13 protein-coding genes are annotated in these 16,347 nt (G+C 61.1%); 5 read left to right on the plus strand and 8 right to left on the minus strand.

Annotated features, from left to right (window positions below):
• Nucleotides 1-333 precede the first annotated feature (333 nt).
• Complete coding sequence (locus NJ75_RS23175) at nucleotides 334-1,755, minus strand: DUF6035 family protein (RefSeq protein WP_169745685.1); 1,422 nt, start codon at nucleotides 1,753-1,755, stop codon at nucleotides 334-336.
• A gap of 92 nt (nucleotides 1,756-1,847) precedes the next feature.
• Nucleotides 1,848-2,594: a WYL domain-containing protein gene (locus NJ75_RS01740; protein WP_156135675.1), complete on the minus strand. Its 747-nt coding sequence runs from the start codon at nucleotides 2,592-2,594 to the stop codon at nucleotides 1,848-1,850.
• 100 nt (nucleotides 2,595-2,694) lie between these two features.
• Between NJ75_RS01740 and NJ75_RS01745 the strand changes: the two genes are divergently transcribed.
• From NJ75_RS01745 to NJ75_RS01760, 4 genes are all read left to right on the plus strand, one after another.
• On the plus strand, nucleotides 2,695-3,840 hold the full coding sequence (locus NJ75_RS01745) for an exonuclease SbcCD subunit D (protein ID WP_022677993.1): 1,146 nt from the start codon (nucleotides 2,695-2,697) through the stop codon (nucleotides 3,838-3,840).
• On the plus strand, nucleotides 3,837-6,911 hold the full coding sequence (locus NJ75_RS01750; RefSeq protein WP_039330789.1) for an AAA family ATPase: 3,075 nt from the start codon (nucleotides 3,837-3,839) through the stop codon (nucleotides 6,909-6,911). Before NJ75_RS01745 ends, NJ75_RS01750 begins: the two co-directional genes overlap by 4 nt.
• 135 nt (nucleotides 6,912-7,046) lie before the next feature.
• Entirely contained in the window at nucleotides 7,047-7,256 is a 210-nt protein-coding gene (locus NJ75_RS01755; protein WP_039330790.1) for a hypothetical protein, read from the plus strand.
• 30 nt (nucleotides 7,257-7,286) lie between these two features.
• Nucleotides 7,287-7,952, plus strand: coding sequence for a hypothetical protein (locus NJ75_RS01760; protein WP_039330791.1), 666 nt, complete (start codon nucleotides 7,287-7,289; stop codon nucleotides 7,950-7,952).
• A gap of 13 nt (nucleotides 7,953-7,965) precedes the next feature.
• Here NJ75_RS01760 and NJ75_RS01765 read toward each other — a convergent pair whose 3' ends face one another.
• Nucleotides 7,966-8,748, minus strand: a complete 783-nt coding sequence (locus NJ75_RS01765; RefSeq protein WP_039330792.1) for a GntR family transcriptional regulator — start codon at nucleotides 8,746-8,748, stop codon at nucleotides 7,966-7,968.
• Between the two features lie 179 nt (nucleotides 8,749-8,927).
• Between NJ75_RS01765 and NJ75_RS24225 the strand changes: the two genes are divergently transcribed.
• Nucleotides 8,928-9,140: a hypothetical protein gene (locus tag NJ75_RS24225; RefSeq protein WP_137775965.1), complete on the plus strand. Its 213-nt coding sequence runs from the start codon at nucleotides 8,928-8,930 to the stop codon at nucleotides 9,138-9,140.
• Between the two features lie 46 nt (nucleotides 9,141-9,186).
• Here the strand turns inward: NJ75_RS24225 and NJ75_RS01770 are convergent, their stop codons facing one another.
• The 5 genes from NJ75_RS01770 to NJ75_RS01790 are packed head-to-tail and all read right to left on the minus strand — an operon-like array spanning nucleotide 9,187 to nucleotide 16,300.
• Complete coding sequence (locus NJ75_RS01770; protein ID WP_082013217.1) at nucleotides 9,187-11,967, minus strand: conjugal transfer protein TraG N-terminal domain-containing protein; 2,781 nt, start codon at nucleotides 11,965-11,967, stop codon at nucleotides 9,187-9,189.
• Between the two features lie 28 nt (nucleotides 11,968-11,995).
• Nucleotides 11,996-13,450 (minus strand): conjugal transfer protein TraH, encoded by a 1,455-nt coding sequence (locus tag NJ75_RS01775; RefSeq protein WP_052241834.1) that lies wholly within the window; start codon nucleotides 13,448-13,450, stop codon nucleotides 11,996-11,998.
• Nucleotides 13,450-14,256, minus strand: a complete 807-nt coding sequence (traF, locus tag NJ75_RS01780; protein WP_039330942.1) for a conjugal transfer protein TraF — start codon at nucleotides 14,254-14,256, stop codon at nucleotides 13,450-13,452. The genes NJ75_RS01775 and traF overlap by 1 nt, the downstream gene beginning before the upstream one ends.
• On the minus strand, nucleotides 14,253-14,630 hold the full coding sequence (locus NJ75_RS01785) for a hypothetical protein (RefSeq protein ID WP_039330795.1): 378 nt from the start codon (nucleotides 14,628-14,630) through the stop codon (nucleotides 14,253-14,255). The genes traF and NJ75_RS01785 overlap by 4 nt, the downstream gene beginning before the upstream one ends.
• Nucleotides 14,627-16,300 carry a conjugal transfer protein TraN gene (locus NJ75_RS01790; protein ID WP_052241836.1) on the minus strand — a complete coding sequence of 558 codons (1,674 nt, stop codon included), beginning with the start codon at nucleotides 16,298-16,300 and terminating at the stop codon, nucleotides 14,627-14,629. The genes NJ75_RS01785 and NJ75_RS01790 overlap by 4 nt, the downstream gene beginning before the upstream one ends.
• Between the last annotated feature and the right edge of the window lie 47 nt (nucleotides 16,301-16,347).

The raw sequence follows: 16,347 nt of genomic DNA on the forward strand, positions 1-16,347 counted from the left end.
GACACGGCCGTAGCTCTGCCCGTCCGCTGAACATCGCATCGCTGGCGCCCGCACGATGATGTGACCACTGTCGCGCTGGCCCTTCGGTCCACCTAGCAAACGAACCAAGGCATCTCTGGCCGCCACGGCAGAAGACGACGGGCATGGGTGCCCTCGCGAGCAGGTCCCATCCATTTCGCGGGCTGCGATGCCGGCGATCCGGATCTTCGGCCCCTCCTTGCACCAGATCGGGCCATCTCCGTCCCAGACGGCAACGGGCGTGCAGACAAAGGTTGCAGCCGAGACGAGCGTAAGAAGCCCCATTAGTCGTGTCCTGTGCTGGCAGTGGTCAGCTTATGCCGCCGCGCGGCCTTGCTGGTCGCGATTGTCATTGTCGGGTCGTGCCTTTCGAGATGCTCCCATGGAAAGAAACGCGCACAAGCGCTCCTCATCCTTTGCCATCCTGTATTTCGGGTTCTGGGTGAGTTCAGACCGTATGGCGTCGAGCTTTGCCCTCAGCTTGCCCGTCCGATCGTCGCGATACAGCGCCTCTTTTGTTCCAAACCTGCGTAGCATGTGGCCGAAAGCGAGAAGCAGCTCGGGGTGTTGGTGGATGAGATGATGGCCGAGCTCAGTGAAACTGCTGTAGCCGAAGCCAACCGGCTTTCCCGCCCTTGCGCTCTCGATGAGATGGACGATGCGCGTAGCCGTAAGCAAGTCCGGGTATTCCCCGTCCAGACCGTATCCCATGGAACGAAGGCGGTCATTGAGGAGAGCCCATTCCTGATTTCGAGGCATGTCATGGTCATCGCGCGTGGCATCGAGGACAAACCGAAGCACTTGCTCGCGCAGATCATTCGCCCGGTCTTCTAGGACCTGCCTTGCAGCGGCCTGAGCAGCTGCGATCCTTTCCAAGTGCGCTGCTCTGAGTTCTTCGCGGAGCCTTGCTACCTCCTGGGCATAGTCGAAGACGATGATGGTCTCGCGGTCTACTTCGACCGTGATCTCATCCCACCGGACCAAGCGCTCGACCCACTCATCAACGATCTCATCGCCCTGAATGATCGGCTTGCGGTACCAGCATGTCATGATGAAGCTTCCTGCCGCTTCCGACGCGGCAGCACTTCGTTCATCGACAACGAAAACGTTGGAGTTGTTGCCGAACAGGATGTCATCATCGGTCATGCGACGATAGGTCGGATGGAAGTACGGCAAGACCCAGACGAGCGCCGCTCCTTCGGCACGATAGAACTCCTTCCGGCTCAGCACGACGTCCATGAAGGTTGTGCTCAGCTGCACCTCGAAGGCGAGTCTGTCGGTGTCTGTCCGCGCTGAAACGTCAGGTCGGCGCAGGCCGCAGAGACCCTCGCTTGCTTTCCAGGTCCTTTCTGAGGCCACATCCTTGAACCGTGGATCGGCCGAGAGGCTCCGCAAAAGAAGTGCCTTGACCCGCTTGTGCGCCCCGCTCTCCTGGGCACCGCGGTACTTCATGGCCCTGATATCGGCTTCGCTCAGCTGCGTCCGCGTGACAGCGGGGCACGAGCCATCTTCATGGCGATGCCGGAAGAAGAACCGCTTGGTCGTGCTGCACGCCAGATAAACCGGAACACCGCACGTCGCGCACACCAGGCGTGCGTCTTCACGTTTGACGAGCGCCTTAAGTCTCTGGCGTAGCAGAATTGCGCGCTCATACCGGAATGCCCGGATCAACCGGCGGACATTGAGCACATGGCCAGTTCGCGGGTTCCTGACAGCGTCAATCTCGGGCTTTGTCACCGCCGATGCCCATGCCAGCGGATCGACGGTCGTGTTTCCAACCATGGTCGTCTCCTTTCCTTGTGGCAGCAGAATTCCCTCGCCCGGGAGGGCTAACAGCGTTCCAATCGCGCGCCCGCCTGTTTGAGCCCCCAGCGTCGCTCGACATAGAATTCGAGCGACTTGCGGACCTCGAAGCTCAGAACTTCCTGCGTGAACCCATATTCCAACCGGACAGCGGCCTGCTGTTCTTCCGTCAGACTGCTCAGCGGCCGAAGCCGGATCTCGACGAACTCCTCCCAGTCAGCATCGCGCGGAAGGTCTTCGCCGACCGGTGCCACATCGAAGGTGCTGTCGGGATGGACCCGAACCGGAACATAATCGCGCCATTCGCGGTGGTGGAAACTCCACGCCCGAACGTGCAGGCGCTCGCCGTCGGAGGCAAAATGCGCCGGTGCGATCCATTGGTTCTGACGCAGCCCACTCGACATCGACACATAGCCGATCTCGATCTTCTGCCGCTGCTCGACCGCCTGCCATAGGCGACGCATCACAAATGGGGGGCACTGCCGGGCCGGTGATGGAAGAACAGAAAGGCCGCTCGATGTGGGATGGCCGACAAACTCATCCGGCGAGCCTGCATCCTCCACAAAAGGCAGGCCGCGATGGTGGGGGTTGGCAACATAACACTTTCGGACCGTGTCGTAGCGAGGCTTCGGCTCTGCAACCCGGTCGAGATATTCCCTCAGATCGATTGCCGCTTGCGGAGACGAGATCCCGAAACGCTCGATCAGGTCCTTGCGATTCACCTGTCCGCGCCAAGTCAGGCACCGGTCGAGATAGACCAGGCGGGCGAGCATTGCCGGCTTGAGTGCAGGATCGTCCATGTCCGAACCCTACTTGACGAGCTACCGCCCGTCTATATAAAATTTATATGCACTTGGATTCGAGGACAGAATAATGCGCATCTTGCACACCAGCGACTGGCATCTGGGCCGCCAATTTCATGGCCTGTCCCTCGATGAAGACCATGACCACATTCTCGTCCAGATCCTCGCGGTGATCGATGATGAACGCCCCGATGTCGTGATCATCGCCGGCGATGTTTTTGACCGGGCAAACCCGCCCCAAAGCGCGATAACCCGCCTCTCGCAGTTCCTCACAACGGTGCGGGCAGCATCCGATGCAGCGATCGTTATCATCGCGGGCAACCACGATTCCGCCGCACAGATCGGTGCGATGGGCGTTCTTGCCGATGGCGGCGCGGCGATCGTGCGCGGACCATTGGATGAAGATGAGCGACCGCTCGTGGTTTCCGATGCGCATGGGCCAGTGGCCATTTCCGCCCTGCCCTTTGCCTTCGAATACGCCGCCCGCCTGTGTTTCGACGACGACGGCATCGGCTGCCCTGCAGATGTCATCCGGGCCCAGCTTGCCAGCGCTCGCAAGCACGTGGCCGAGGGAATGCGCTGGGTTGTCGTGGCCCATGCCTTTGTCGACGGCGCAGCAACCAGCGAAAGCGAACGTCCGCTCACGCGCATGGTCGGCGGGATTGAGACGGTATCGGCGGCCGCCTTTGAGGGCGCACACTATGTGGCTCTTGGGCACCTTCACCGCCCGCAACCGGTGGGACTGGATCACATCCGTTATTCCGGCGCACCTTTGGCATTCGGATTCGATGAGGAAGGTCAGCAGAAGTCGGTCAGCCTGATCGACCTTGCGGCCGACGGCACTGTCACGGTGACCGAAGTGCCGCTGCGGCCGCTGCGTCAGGTCAGAACCATCCGAGGCAAGCTGCTCGAGCTGCTCGCGGCCGCGGAAGTGTCCAATGACATCGTCCGCGTCGTTCTCACGGACGACACCCCGCAGATCGACCCGATGAAAAGGATCAGGGCCGTGTACCCCAATGCGGTCCAGCTCGCTTACGAACGCAACGAGCGACCAGTAGAGCTGCGCCTCGAAGAGCAGCGCGCGGCGATTGATGACCCGCAGACGCTCTCCTCCGCATTCCTCGAGTTCATCCGTGGTGAGCCCCTGTCGGATGCGGAGGGGCAGATTGTGGCCTCCGCGCTGCAATCCTTCGCTACGATGGAGGAAGAAGCATGAGGCCGATCAAGCTCACCCTCAGCGCTTTCGGTCCCTATGGCGGCGCGGAGACGATTGATTTCCGCGAAGCGACGGATGCCGGCCTTTTCGGGATTTACGGTCCAACCGGATCAGGCAAGTCGTCGATCTTCAGCGCGATTTCTTTCGCCCTGTTTGGCGAGGGGGCCAAGGAGGAGCAAGGCATCGGTACGATGCGCTCTGACTTTGCGCCTGAGGATCTGCTGACCGAGGTGAGCCTGCAATTCGAACTGGGCTCCAAGCGATATTATGTCAGGCGTCAACCTGACCAGGCACGGCCGAAGGCGCGAGGCGAGGGTCACACCATGCAGCCACACGCTGCCTGGCTGTTCGACGTATCGGACGTCGCCATCGATGATGTCGGTCCGGATAACTCGGGCGTTCCGATCGCAGAAAAGAAGGTCGGCGCCGTCCTCAGCCACGTCGAAGGTCTTCTCGGCTATGGCGCACAACAGTTCCGCCAGATTGTCCTGTTGCCGCAAGGGAGGTTCGAGCGTTTCCTGGTGTCGAACAGCAAGGACCGGCTCGAGATTCTGCGGGAGCTGTTCGACGTCTCTCTGTACCGCCGGCTCACCGAAAAGCTCAAAGCCGATGCCGCGAACATCAGACGCGAGATCGAAGACGGCTACCGCTTACACGCAAGCCGCCTTCAAACCGAGGGCTACAGCAGCTCGGACGAGCTCGCCGACGGCATCGCCTCGGCACTTGAACGGTACGAATTTGCCCAGCTGGCAGTCTCGGAGACAGCGGCCGTGCTCGCTGTTGCCAACAAAGCCTATGCGGCCGCTGAAGAGCAGGAAAAGCGCTTTGTCGAAGTCGAGGCTGCGTCGGCTGCACTCAAGCAGCTCGAGGCACAGGGCCAGACTTTCGAGGCGATGCGAACCCGCAGATCCCAGGCCGATTTGGCGCGGCGCATATCGGACCTCGACGCCAGCGTTGCCGATGCCCAGAGGCGCTACCGCGAAGCGATTGATGCGCACGCCAGCGCTGAAGTCGAAGCACGAGAGGCAAGCGAGGCTCTTTCGGCAGCGAATGCGACGCTGCTCGATCTCCGCTCCCGCGATCATGAGATCGAAGACATCACGCGCAAGATCGACCAGCTGAACCGCCACAAGCAAGTTCTGGTGGATGCCGCCGAGCGTCTGGCTGGCCTTGAAGCCGCCGAGGCAGGGCTGGAAAAAGCAAAACAGGCTCACTCTCAAGCCGCCGACGCTGAGGCACAGGCTGCTGATCTCTGCGAAGAGAAGGAGGCGGCGCTCGCGGCGGCCCAAGCCAATGGTCTTGAGCGACAGAGGCTGAACGCAACTCGCGATGGTTTGAAGAGCGAAGTAGATGCAGCACAGGCCTTCGCAAAGGCAGCGCAAGATTTGGAATTGTCGCAGGAAGCCTGCGAGAAGGCATCAAAAATCGCCCGCGACGCACAGGCCCGCCATACCGAAGCGGTCGCTGTAGCCGAGATGCACGAGCGCGCCTTCCTTGCAGCCCAGGCCAGCGTCCTTGCCCAGCGATTGCAGGACGGGCACCCCTGCCCGGTTTGCGGCGCCAGCGACCACCCCGATCCGGCGCATGATTCAGGCGATGCGGGCGCACTCGAAAAGGCGTGGCGCAATGCTCAGGGCGCTGCGCTTGCCGCTTCAAAGGCTGATCGCGAGGCCCAGGCTGCCGCCAGCTCGGCCCGTGCCACGCTCGACGCGAAACGTGCCGTTCTGGACGGGCTCATGGAGCCAAAGCGCGACGTGAGCGAGATCGATGGCGATCTGCAACACGTCCTTGGCCAGATCAGCGGTTTGGGCCCGGACGTCGATATCGGCCTTCTCACCGAGGAACTGGATGACGCACGCACGCGCAAGCTGGCAGCGACGGCGGCCCTCCAACAGGCTCGAGACGCCCTCGGTAAGGCAACGCTTGCAGAGGCACTGGCCCGGCAGGCGTACGACGAGAAGATTGCATCGGTCCCCGAGAACCTGCGCCAGCAAGACACTCTGCAGACCACAATCGATACCGCCAGCGCAGACGTGAGCAGCCGGAAGCAGGCTCTTGCCGATGCCGACGCGAGGCAGCGCGAGCTCGATGCCATTGCGATCAAGGCAGCAGCCGCACTGCAAAGCGCTTCGACCGCAGTCAGCGAAACCGGCATCGATCTCGCCGCAAAGCGATCAGCATTTGAAGCCCGCCTTACCGAGCTTGGGATCGCCGAGGCAGACTATCGCGCCGCGATCCCCGACATTGCCGAGATCCCTGCACTGGAGCAGGCAATCGCGGGTTATGACACCGCCCTTGTTGAAGCCCGCGCGCGGGAAACGATGGCAAGAAACGCGGTCGGCAACGCGCAGCGGCAAAGCCTCGAACCCTACCGTCTGAGCTGCGCGCAGGCACAGGCCGCCGCCGACGAGGCAGTGAAGCAGAGCGCTGCTGCTCAGCAGAAACACCAATCGCTTGTCGAGCTGCAGACCAGTCTGGCAGACCAGCTTGAGAACCTTCAAGCCCTTGAGCAATCGTCTGGCGCGCTGCGGGGAATTGCGGAAGCCTTCGACGGTCAGAACGAGATGCGGACCAGTCTCGAGACATTCGCCATCGGTGCGATGTTCGATCAGGTTCTCGAAGCAGCGAACCTGCGCCTCGATCCCATGACCAGTGGCCGGTATCGCTTTGAGCGCGATACCGTCAGTGTTGGAGGCCGATCCAAGAGAGGGCTGGACGTTCGGGTCCACGACATCGAGACTGGCCGCGCCCGCGAGATTATCACGCTTTCAGGCGGTGAGACTTTTATCGCAGCTTTGTCCCTCGCGCTCGGGCTGTCCGACATCGTCGAGATGACAAACGGTGCCATCCGGCTCGACACCATTTTCATCGATGAAGGCTTCGGCAGCCTCGATACGGAAAACGACGCCGGAACGCTCGATCAGGTTCTGCAGGTGCTTCAGAATATCGTGGGCGAACGGCGCGCGGTAGGGCTTATCTCGCACGTGCCTTTGGTCCAGCAGGCAGTCCCTAACGGCTTTACGGTCCACAAAGGAACCAACGGGAGCCAGATCACGGTCAGGGCTGCCTGAATGGGCAATCGGCAGTCGTTTTGCATTGTAACACAATGAAGTAACAACATGCGGAGCGGTCTATAATCGGCAAAGTGGCTCGACAGTTCGCGGATTATCGGCCTAGATTTGAATCAGTTTCCAGCGGGAGCGTTGATGAGGCACTACGAGGATTTCAAGCGTTTGCTTGCCGCGATTGAAGCATATCGCGCCGACGCAAGCATTCCCGTTGATGCTGAACAAGTCGACGCCGCTTGCGCACGAATTCTGACCCATGATCCCTTTGATGAAACCGCCATTGAATGGAAACGGATTGCTGAATTTGTGAAGGAGCTCAACGGGGGCGATTGGCCGCCGACCGGTTGATGATCCACTCTTCGCTGCTATCCTCCGGCAATGCCCAACGGAATCGACCAGCTCTATCGGACCGCGATCGAGAAGCTCGCCAAAAGCGCTGATGCCGATATCGAGCATCTCCGCCGCGCAGTGATCCGGGGCGACGGTGTACCCCTTGAGCCCGACCCACGCCTTCTCGCCGAGGCGTCTGGTAAAGGCGCGGATTGGGGGGAATATGCGTTTGGCGAACTCCGCGCATTTGGCTTCATTGTGGCAGATGTGGCTAGGTTTGTTTGGTATCGGCCGACCAAGAACGAAATGTGGGAGCGGCAGGCGGTTCTAGCCGGGATCGAGGCTACGGCTATCGTCAGACTGGTCTCGATGGACCTTTCTCCTGCCATCCCTGAAATACAGAGGCGGCTAGAAGCATTCGACCGAACTGCGGCTTCCGGCAAAGCGCTCGCCTCACTCCTCGCGCACCAGAAATTGATGGTCAGTGTCGTCGCAGCGACAGGCGAAGTCGCCACGCTCGAGGAATATGCAAGGCGCGCCAGCGTTGCACAGGTCTATGCGCGAGCAGCGACCCTGGAGCTGACGGATGTAGAGGGCATGACGACATCTGCCCGAACCATGGTCCAATTGCTTTGTAAGGGCGACGCGCGCGATTGCGCTGCCGCTGCGACTGCCATGCGGATCCACCCCCGGCAGCCCGCCTTTGCGGCTTGAGATGTGAGCGCTGCTACAAGGGATGCGCGGCCACGCCGGCATCACTCAGTGGACCAAGCAGCGGGCGCGCAGCCTTCGTACTCCCTGTATACGTCGGCAATCCGCTGACCTGGGGCTCGATGGCCTGAAGGGCGTGATACTGGGCGCTTTTTGGAAAGTCTTTGCGCTCCATCTGCTCGATCAACTTGTGGAGCGCCGGCGCGGTTGAATCGAAGAAGAAGCGGCTCGCTTTCCGTACGCCATCAAGATCACCCGCGCGCGCCGCGACCAGATAGCTGTCCGCAGCTTCAACCAGGAAACCCGTGCGCTCGGCATAGATGTCAGAGAGCCAGAGCAGCCTGAAAAAGGCCTGCGGGATGAACTGCTCGACCAGCTCGGACAAGGTGCTCTGCGGTCCTCCCAGAATGATCGTCGCGAAGGACATCGCCCCGAGAAAGAACGCCTCATCCTCCACTGCATGGCTGCGGACGTCCTTTTCAAGGCTCTCGGCCACCGCCTGCAACCGCGCACCTCCCGCCAATGCCAGACGAAGGGCGCCGATCTCGACGATCGCTCCCAGCGCAAGGCGCCATTCCTCGATCTGTTCTCTCGTGAAGGTCGAAACAACATAGGCACGGCCACGCTTGGTGAGATAGCCCCCGACACCCAGCGAAACCAGAAGATGGCGAGCCATCGACAACGACACGCCGGTATGCGCGACAATGTCGTCAGCTGTCATCGACGTACCGGGCGGCAAGTCGCCCAGCATGACCCGCTCACGCAGCTCGATATAGGTCGCGTCAATCTTCGACAGCATGAATTCCCCACGGCTCGCCCACCATGGCGCTTGCCGCTCTCTACGGGCTTCAACTTAGCATAACGCCTGCGAAATGCAGCCTCCTATGCCGCTTCGCTCAACTCCAGCCAGTCCCCAACACCACCTCCAATCGTTGTCATCGAACCATGATAATGGTATGTTCAGATTGGAGAAAGACGATGGAAGACTATGAAAACTGGCGAACTGTCGATTTCTCGAAACGAGCAATACCTGACGACCTGACTGGGAATGGTGATCCAGATTTCTTGAAATCACGTATTCCAGAAAACGATGCCCGATCTCATCTGGATAGCCACCCCAGAAACAGCGCTGGACCTTGGATCGTGATTTTGGTTTCCATCGGTTTCATCGCATTCAGCTTGCTCAGCTGATAACTGCGAGATCGTATCCGGGCGCTGCCACAACTCCCCATCCGCTCTACCGCTGATCTCGATCATAGAACCGTTCATTGAAGCGCTCGTCAGCGCCACCTGAAGTAGAACGACCCCCGTCAAATTCCCGACGCCGATCATCAAAGCGGGTGCCATTGGCCTCGTAGCGCTCCTTCAGGCTCCCCTGCCCTTCGCTTATCCGAGCACCAATCGAGTCATCGGTCGATCCCTCGACAAGATTCCGGGAGCTTCCGCCAGAACGCTGTGGCGCTCGAGCCCTAAGGTCAGTTTCGGTGAAGCTACCGGGCCCGGCGACTTTGCCGGTAAGCGTTCCCTTTTCCGGGATGAGATCATTGAAAGGCGCCACCCGCTGATCGTAGTAGTCGGAGATGATCTCGCGCGCGACAAGCTCGTAGACAGCCTGCTCTTGCGGGCTGTAGTCGGTTCGAGCAAGGCTGGGTGCAGTGATCCCGAGTTCCGCCGCCTTTTCCTGATAGCGGCTTGCCACGATCTGGCTCATGTCGAAGGCGAGACTGGCACCAAATCCCTCCCGTGTAGAGGTACTGTCGGTGAGTGATGTCGCCAGCTCGTCAATCTGGGCGATCCGCTGATCGATCCGCCGGATCTCCTCGAGTGCACGTTCACGCGAGTAGGCGTTCTCGGAATAGCCCTCACTCCGGCTGAAGCTTCCGCTTTGAGCGTAGCTCCCACTGTCTTGCGTGACATTCGAACCATTCGAACGATTGTCCGAAGTCGAGGACTCGAAGCCCTGCGTTTCGTTCCGATCATTTCCTCGAGAGACAACGTCTGTTCGCTGGCGGCTACCGCTGATGCCAGCTTGGACACCTCCATTGGCGCCCACACTCCCCTTGCCCCCAGGCCCGCCATCGCCACCTCGAGTGCCTGCAACGCTGCCGGACAACCCGACACTGCCGCTGCGGCTCGTCTCGAGACGATCAATATTGGTTTGCTGATCCCCCCTCGACCGCGTGACACGATCGCTTTCGCTGACGGTGTCCCTGGCATCCAGCGACTGATTGTCGAACCGCTGCAGGTTCTCACCCGAGCGATACCCGGACGAGCTTTCACTTCCGCTGGAGTTGCGCACTCCGCTTGTTTGCCGCGTCGACGCGCGGTCAAGGAAGGCAACCGCGCGCGACCGCTCTTCCGAAAGAGTGTTCCGCGCCGTCTCAAGTTCAGAAAGGGTCTGCTGCCGCTCGGCATTGGCGAACTGGCTGAGCGACGCGCCGAACGCCAATCGGCTCATGCCCGGCGACGTGTCAAAGACGCTCGCACCATCTGTCATGGTCTTTGTCGTTGTCCCATTCGCATTGACCGTCGACATGACCGGCGCCCCGCCGGTGAAGGAGGGAGCGGCATTCCATTGTTCGGACTGCCGGTTGAAGCTTGAGAGGTTCATGAAGCTCTCGTTCCCGTAGGAATAGTTGCCGGTCGTACGCTCGACGGCAGCCGCTTCGGCTGCCGCCTGCGCTGGGGCAAGCATCGAGGTCGCTTGCGACGAGACGGCCATGGCCCCTTTCGCCATTCCGCCGGCGAGGAAGGGAATCGACATCATCAGAAAGCCCGCGATCGTTGCGGTATCCGCATTGACCGCATCGATCCCCGCCATCCCCGCCATGGTAATCCCGCCCGGTGCGGTGGCGTTCAGGGCATCGGAAGCGCGGTCCATGATGAACATGTGCAGGACCACATAAAGCGGCCCCCACGCAGCGAGGTAGAAGAACCCTGTGAAGTAGCCCTTGAGCGCCATCGTACCTGTCCGCGGCATGAGAAACAGCGGAAAGATGACCGGGAACATCGCATAGAAGACCACCGTCAGGACGATGTTGAGAAGCGGCACCCATGTCATCGCCTGCTGAGCGATCGAGCTGTAGGTGTTGCGCGCCTGCTCCTCCGCTCGAAGCATCGCAAAGGTATCGCCGTCCGCGGCCCCAAGATTGGCCCGCGCCTCGAGGAAAGCGTTCACCAGAGAGCGCTGCTGGAAAACCTGCTGAGCTGTCTGCGAACTCCCGTGGAACTGGTTTGCGATGACAGGGAGATCAGAAACCAGCTTCGCTCTCGCCAGAGCCGGCGTCAGGCCGGGGAACAGCTTGCGGCCTTCTTGCTGCAGACCCAGCTCGGTGTAGGCGGTGATGCCAGTCTGCAGCTCGTTATAGGCATTCTGGCAGGTGACGATGATCGGTGGCCCGCTCGCAGGCAGAAACTTCATTCCCCGCGCCGGTGACCCAGGCCCCATATCGGCAAGGATGTTGTTCGAGTTGGCGATTGTGTCGAAAGAGGTGTGTCCGAGCAGAATATCGTACAACAGGCATTGCTTGAAGTACTCACCCAGGTTCGCGCTGATACGCGGGTCGCGGATCTGAAAGTCGCGGGTCCGGTCCCAAAGCCGCGCACCGTAGATCATCCCGTTGGTCGACATCTGCAATGCACCTGGCATCACGAAGACCGTTTCAGCGGTGCGTGTCAGCCAGTCCCCGGCCTGGCTGCTGACCGAAGCGACCATCGCCAGACCGATGGGCACGTTGGCAACCGTGGCCGGCGCGAGCGAGGGATTGAGGCGATCGGTAATCCGGACCGAGGTCACTGGGACGACCAGAGCGCCGTAGATCAGCGTCGCGCCGAGAAACCAGTTGAACCAGGCACGCCAGTCGAGACTGAACGCCACGATGAGCAGGGTATAAATGAGCCCGATCACCATCACGACACGCAGCAGCGCGCGGAAGCCCCCTCCCCCGGTCCAGGCGCTGACCGCATTGAAGATGTTGACCAGGTACTCGCCCCCACCGATCGTGAAGATCTCCATCATGGCTCGTCCCTCCTGCCGCGCGCCGGGCCTATTGCAGGCCCTGATTTGAGAGGGATGTGCTGAATCGCAGCGCAGCCGACATCTGGGGCGAAAGGTTGTTACGCAACGTGCCCTCGAGGAAAACAGCCCGCTGAACGACATGCTGGGTCCGTTCGAGGCGGAGGTTCATCCCTTGGGAATATGTGTCGAGCACCTGACGGACCGAGACGATCTGCGCGCGCCACTGTGACAGTGCTTCCTCATTGGCATTCTGGAAGGAGCCGACGCCGCGCGAGGCATAGCCGTAATACTGCTGTGCCAGCGCATCGAGGAGGTCCATCGCGACGATCTCGGCAAGATCGTTCATGTCATTGGCTGTCATGCCGCCAAGCGTTGCGGCCGCGTTGACCGAGATGATCTTGTAGAGCGGGATGGTGGTGGCCCCCAGAAGACCAATCTCGTCAGGCGTGAGAGCCGCATTGCTGCGCACCTTGCCGTTCATGCTCTCGATCATCGCCCTCACACGCGGCTTCAGGGCCTGCGAGGCAGAAACAGACATGCTCTGCGTGGTGGGATTGAGGCACTTGTCGCTCGTGTCACACTTCAGCATCGTGACCGAGCCCCCGCCATCCAGCAGGGCGGTCAGCAGTGCCCGGTCTCCCTGCCCGACGAACTGGTAGCCGCGCTTGCCGCTGGCATCGCCGTCCTGATAGAAGATTACGGTGCCGACAAAGGTCATCAGGTATTCGCGGAAGTTCACCGAGAAACTGGGGTAGCTCTGCTTCAGCATCTCCCACGTGAAGTTGTAGCTTGCCGCGGGAATGGTGGGATCCTTGTTCGCCTTCAGGGTCGCCTCGCGCTGCCCACCCGTCCCGCATTCATGCCGCCCCTTGGCCCAGTCGGAGAACAGGCCCTGGCTGTTCCCGATCGACTTGCAGATCTCCGACGACATGCGATCGGACTTGCCCCACAGGCCGCCGACGAGGTTCTGTGCGGTCTCGCAGCTGTTCATGTTGAACTGGTTCATCTGCTGCGCCTTCTGCGCCATTTCCTCAATCGTGGCCGAGATCTGCGGACTGATCGACTTGATCGCGAGCTGGAAGGCAAACCCCAGCGCATTGTTGGCTGTCGCTTTGAGCATCGCCACGATCTCGTCCGAGTTGATGAACGAGAAGGATCCGGAAAACACATCGATCCCGCCGCAGCCAGCCTTGACCGAGGGCAGCTGGAGATTGACCGGGTTGACGCTCCTTTGCGGAAAGCGGGTCCAGATATTGCCGCCTGAATAGTAGCCCGCAGACTGGCCCTGGTAGGCAACCGGCCCGGTGGCGTTCGCAGCCGCGCCCATGTCATTGAAGAAGCTGTTGAGCTCAGACCCCACATTGGCATGCACGGGGCCGGCGGCCATGGTGGCAACTGCCAGCGCTGACAGGGCAATGCCCGCTCGCCTCAGGACAGGAGCGAGCAGCCGGGTCGCCGAATTTGGCGTGGAGGTGCGTGCCATCAGTAGTCGCTCCCTGGTTCGATCTTGGTGAGGTAGAAGATGCGCTGCATGACCTCGTCGGCCGCCATCACGCCATAGCCGATCGGAATGGGCTGCTTCGTCTGGGTGTCGAACAGGACGAGGGCAGGAACGGTCCCGCCCTGCAGCCCCATGCGCTGGTATTGTCCGCTATCGACCACGAAGTTGGGAAACGCCTCGTTGGGGCCGCCGTCCATCGACACCGCCAGAACCTCGAGGCCGTAACTATCGGACAGGGCCCGCATGACTGGCGAGAATGTCCGGCAGGCCGAGCATGACGAGGAGTAGAAGTAGAACACGCCGTAACGCTGAGTGAGCGCTGCCATCGATCCCTCGCGCTGCTGGCGGCGATCAGTCAGCCAGGTCTGCTTGGCGAGGGTCGAGACTGGACGCTCAAGCGTGTAATCGAGCTCGGGGTTTTGCCAGATTGCACGGCTCCAGACGTCGGCGAAGGTCGACGCACGATCGAGTTGCTCGCGCTGGAAGCGGATGTAGTTGACGATGTTCTCCGAGGTCGGCTCGAGGATCGCGCGCGCCTTGAGCTCGTCGAGCTGGCGGGTAATTGCCGCCATGCGGTCAACCGCAGGCGGGCTCTGGGTCGGCTGCTGTTGGCTTCGCTCCCGCGCCTTTCGTTTGGCCTCTTCCGAATTGCAGTAGAACCAGGTGCCAAGCTTGCGCTCATCGCAATAGAACGCATCGCGCGGGGCGGGGGATGCGCTCTGCGCCACCAAAGGAGCACCGAGCGCCACGCCGAATGCGCTCAGGGCAAGGAAAACAGGCTTATTCATGGGCATTGTCCTTTCCCGAGGTCGAGCATCTGGAGGAGGAAGGCGGTTTTGAAGAGACCACGGCCGCGGTCGATCATGCGGATCATTCCCCCCGAAAGAGTGGTCGTGGCCGCGACGCCGGCTTCTGTCAGGCACAGGCCGCAGTCATCTGTGCCCGAACGGCGCGCCCAATCCTTGTCGAGAAGGCGCGCAACCGAACTCGCGACCTCGCTGCGTGTCGCCGGATGCAGGAACCAGTCTTCGATCCGCGCAAGAAGATCGGCCTCGGTCCGCGCGAGATCGCGACCGATCGCAACCGCAACCGCCAGATCGAGAACCTCAGCAGATGGGAAGGGTCGTTCTCTCCCGAATGGCAGGACCGTTGCACCGGTCATGATCCGGTCCCTCCATGACGAGTATAGTAGCTCTCGATTTTCTGCTGAATCTGGATCGACATCTCGATCTCACTGGGCAGCTTTGCCGCGTCGACGAACTCGGCGTAGACCTCTCGGAAGTCCATGCGGCTGAGATCGAGCTGCTGGAATTGTGCGATCAGGAAGCCGTCGCAGTCAGGTTGCTTCGGGGTGCCCCACTGCATGCCGAGCTGGGCCTTCCCCTGCTGATTGAGGATGCGGACCAGCTTGCTTCCGTAGCAGCAGTAGGACTGCTTGCGGGTTACGCAGACGCCGAGGACGCGCGCTGAACAATAAGTGCCGACAAAGTGGCAGAGGCCAGCATCATCGCGCTTGTCGACCTCGCGGTCCTCGCGGTCGCACAGGAACGGTGTCAGGAGCGGAACGCCCTTCCCGCTACAGCAGTTCGAGAGGCCAAAAATCTTCCGGGTGCAACGCAGATGCTCGCCGCTGAAGATCTTCAACTGGTCCGGATCGAAGCCATCGCGCAGGTTCCCCATCACGTTCATGGCGACCATCGCGTCCTTGAACTCGGTGGACGCCTCGCGCGTCACCTGCGTACATTCGCCGTCGATGCAGTAGAGGTCGCCCGCGCAGACATAGGCGGCTGAAGCGGAGGTGCCCGTTTGGGGAAGGGTGCACTGGTACCAGCGGTCGTGGACATTGCAGGTCACGCCATCGGGCTCGAAGCTCAGGCATTCATCATGACTGAACTTGCAATCAGAGCGTGCTTCCAACGCGGCGCAGTCATTGGCCGGTGCCACACCCTGGCACTGATAGGTGCGCTGCCACTCCCAACAGCTTCGCGTAACCGAAAGACCATTGATCACCCGCGTCTCGTCAGGGGCCGTGCAGACCTCGCTGGCAAGGGTGCAGGTGGCGCCATTGGTGGCACTCCGGCAAGCAGCTTCGTCTATCGTTTCGCCGACGATCCGAGCAGTGTTTCGCTCGACTCCGCCCGGCACGCCGCTGAGCCTTGAAGGGCATTGCCAGACCTGGCGGTAGATCGGCTCTCCAGGCTCCGAACACCATTTGCGGCCATTATCTTCTGCTACCCACTGCAGACACCGCTGACCGACGCGCACGCTCCTCTCGAGGGTGCAGGAACCCGAACCCTGCGCATTGGCAAGCATCGGGCACATGTCGGATCGCTCGGCAAACTCCTCGGTTTCACAAGCATATTCCCAGGAGCGCCGCCCTTCGGTCTGAACGCTAAGCGCGGCATTGCAAGTCCGTGGTGCGTCAAAGGGCTGGGACCCGCTGTTGCAGCTTTCAAGATAGGTCATTGCGCCATCGCCGCCCGGGGGAAGCGGCGAACAGGTGTTGGCTTCCCCTCCGATCCCAGCTCCCGCCCCGAGGTAACGATCGGGATCGCCCTCAATTGCCGAGGCAGACGACAAATCGATCGTCGCAGGATCGACGACCTTGCGGCGCGGATCAACGACCGTCCGGTATTGCTCCTGGTAGCGCTGTGCTTCGCCGGCCGTCGTCAACCCCTTGGGGTCATCGACATAGCGCCGTGCTGGAATGTCCGTCCCGCCAAAACCGGGCACACTTGCTTCACTGCCGGCGCTCAGAATAGCCGAGTTCGTGCCATCGCGCAGGCTGCGGGCCATGGCCTCGCCATCGGCGCGCGCATCGCCAGATGTCATCTGGGCATGAGCAAGGTGCCCGGACGCAAGCAACGCAAGACAAGCAA

The organism is Novosphingobium subterraneum, from assembly GCF_000807925.1.
GTDB classification, from domain to species: domain Bacteria; phylum Pseudomonadota; class Alphaproteobacteria; order Sphingomonadales; family Sphingomonadaceae; genus Novosphingobium; species Novosphingobium subterraneum.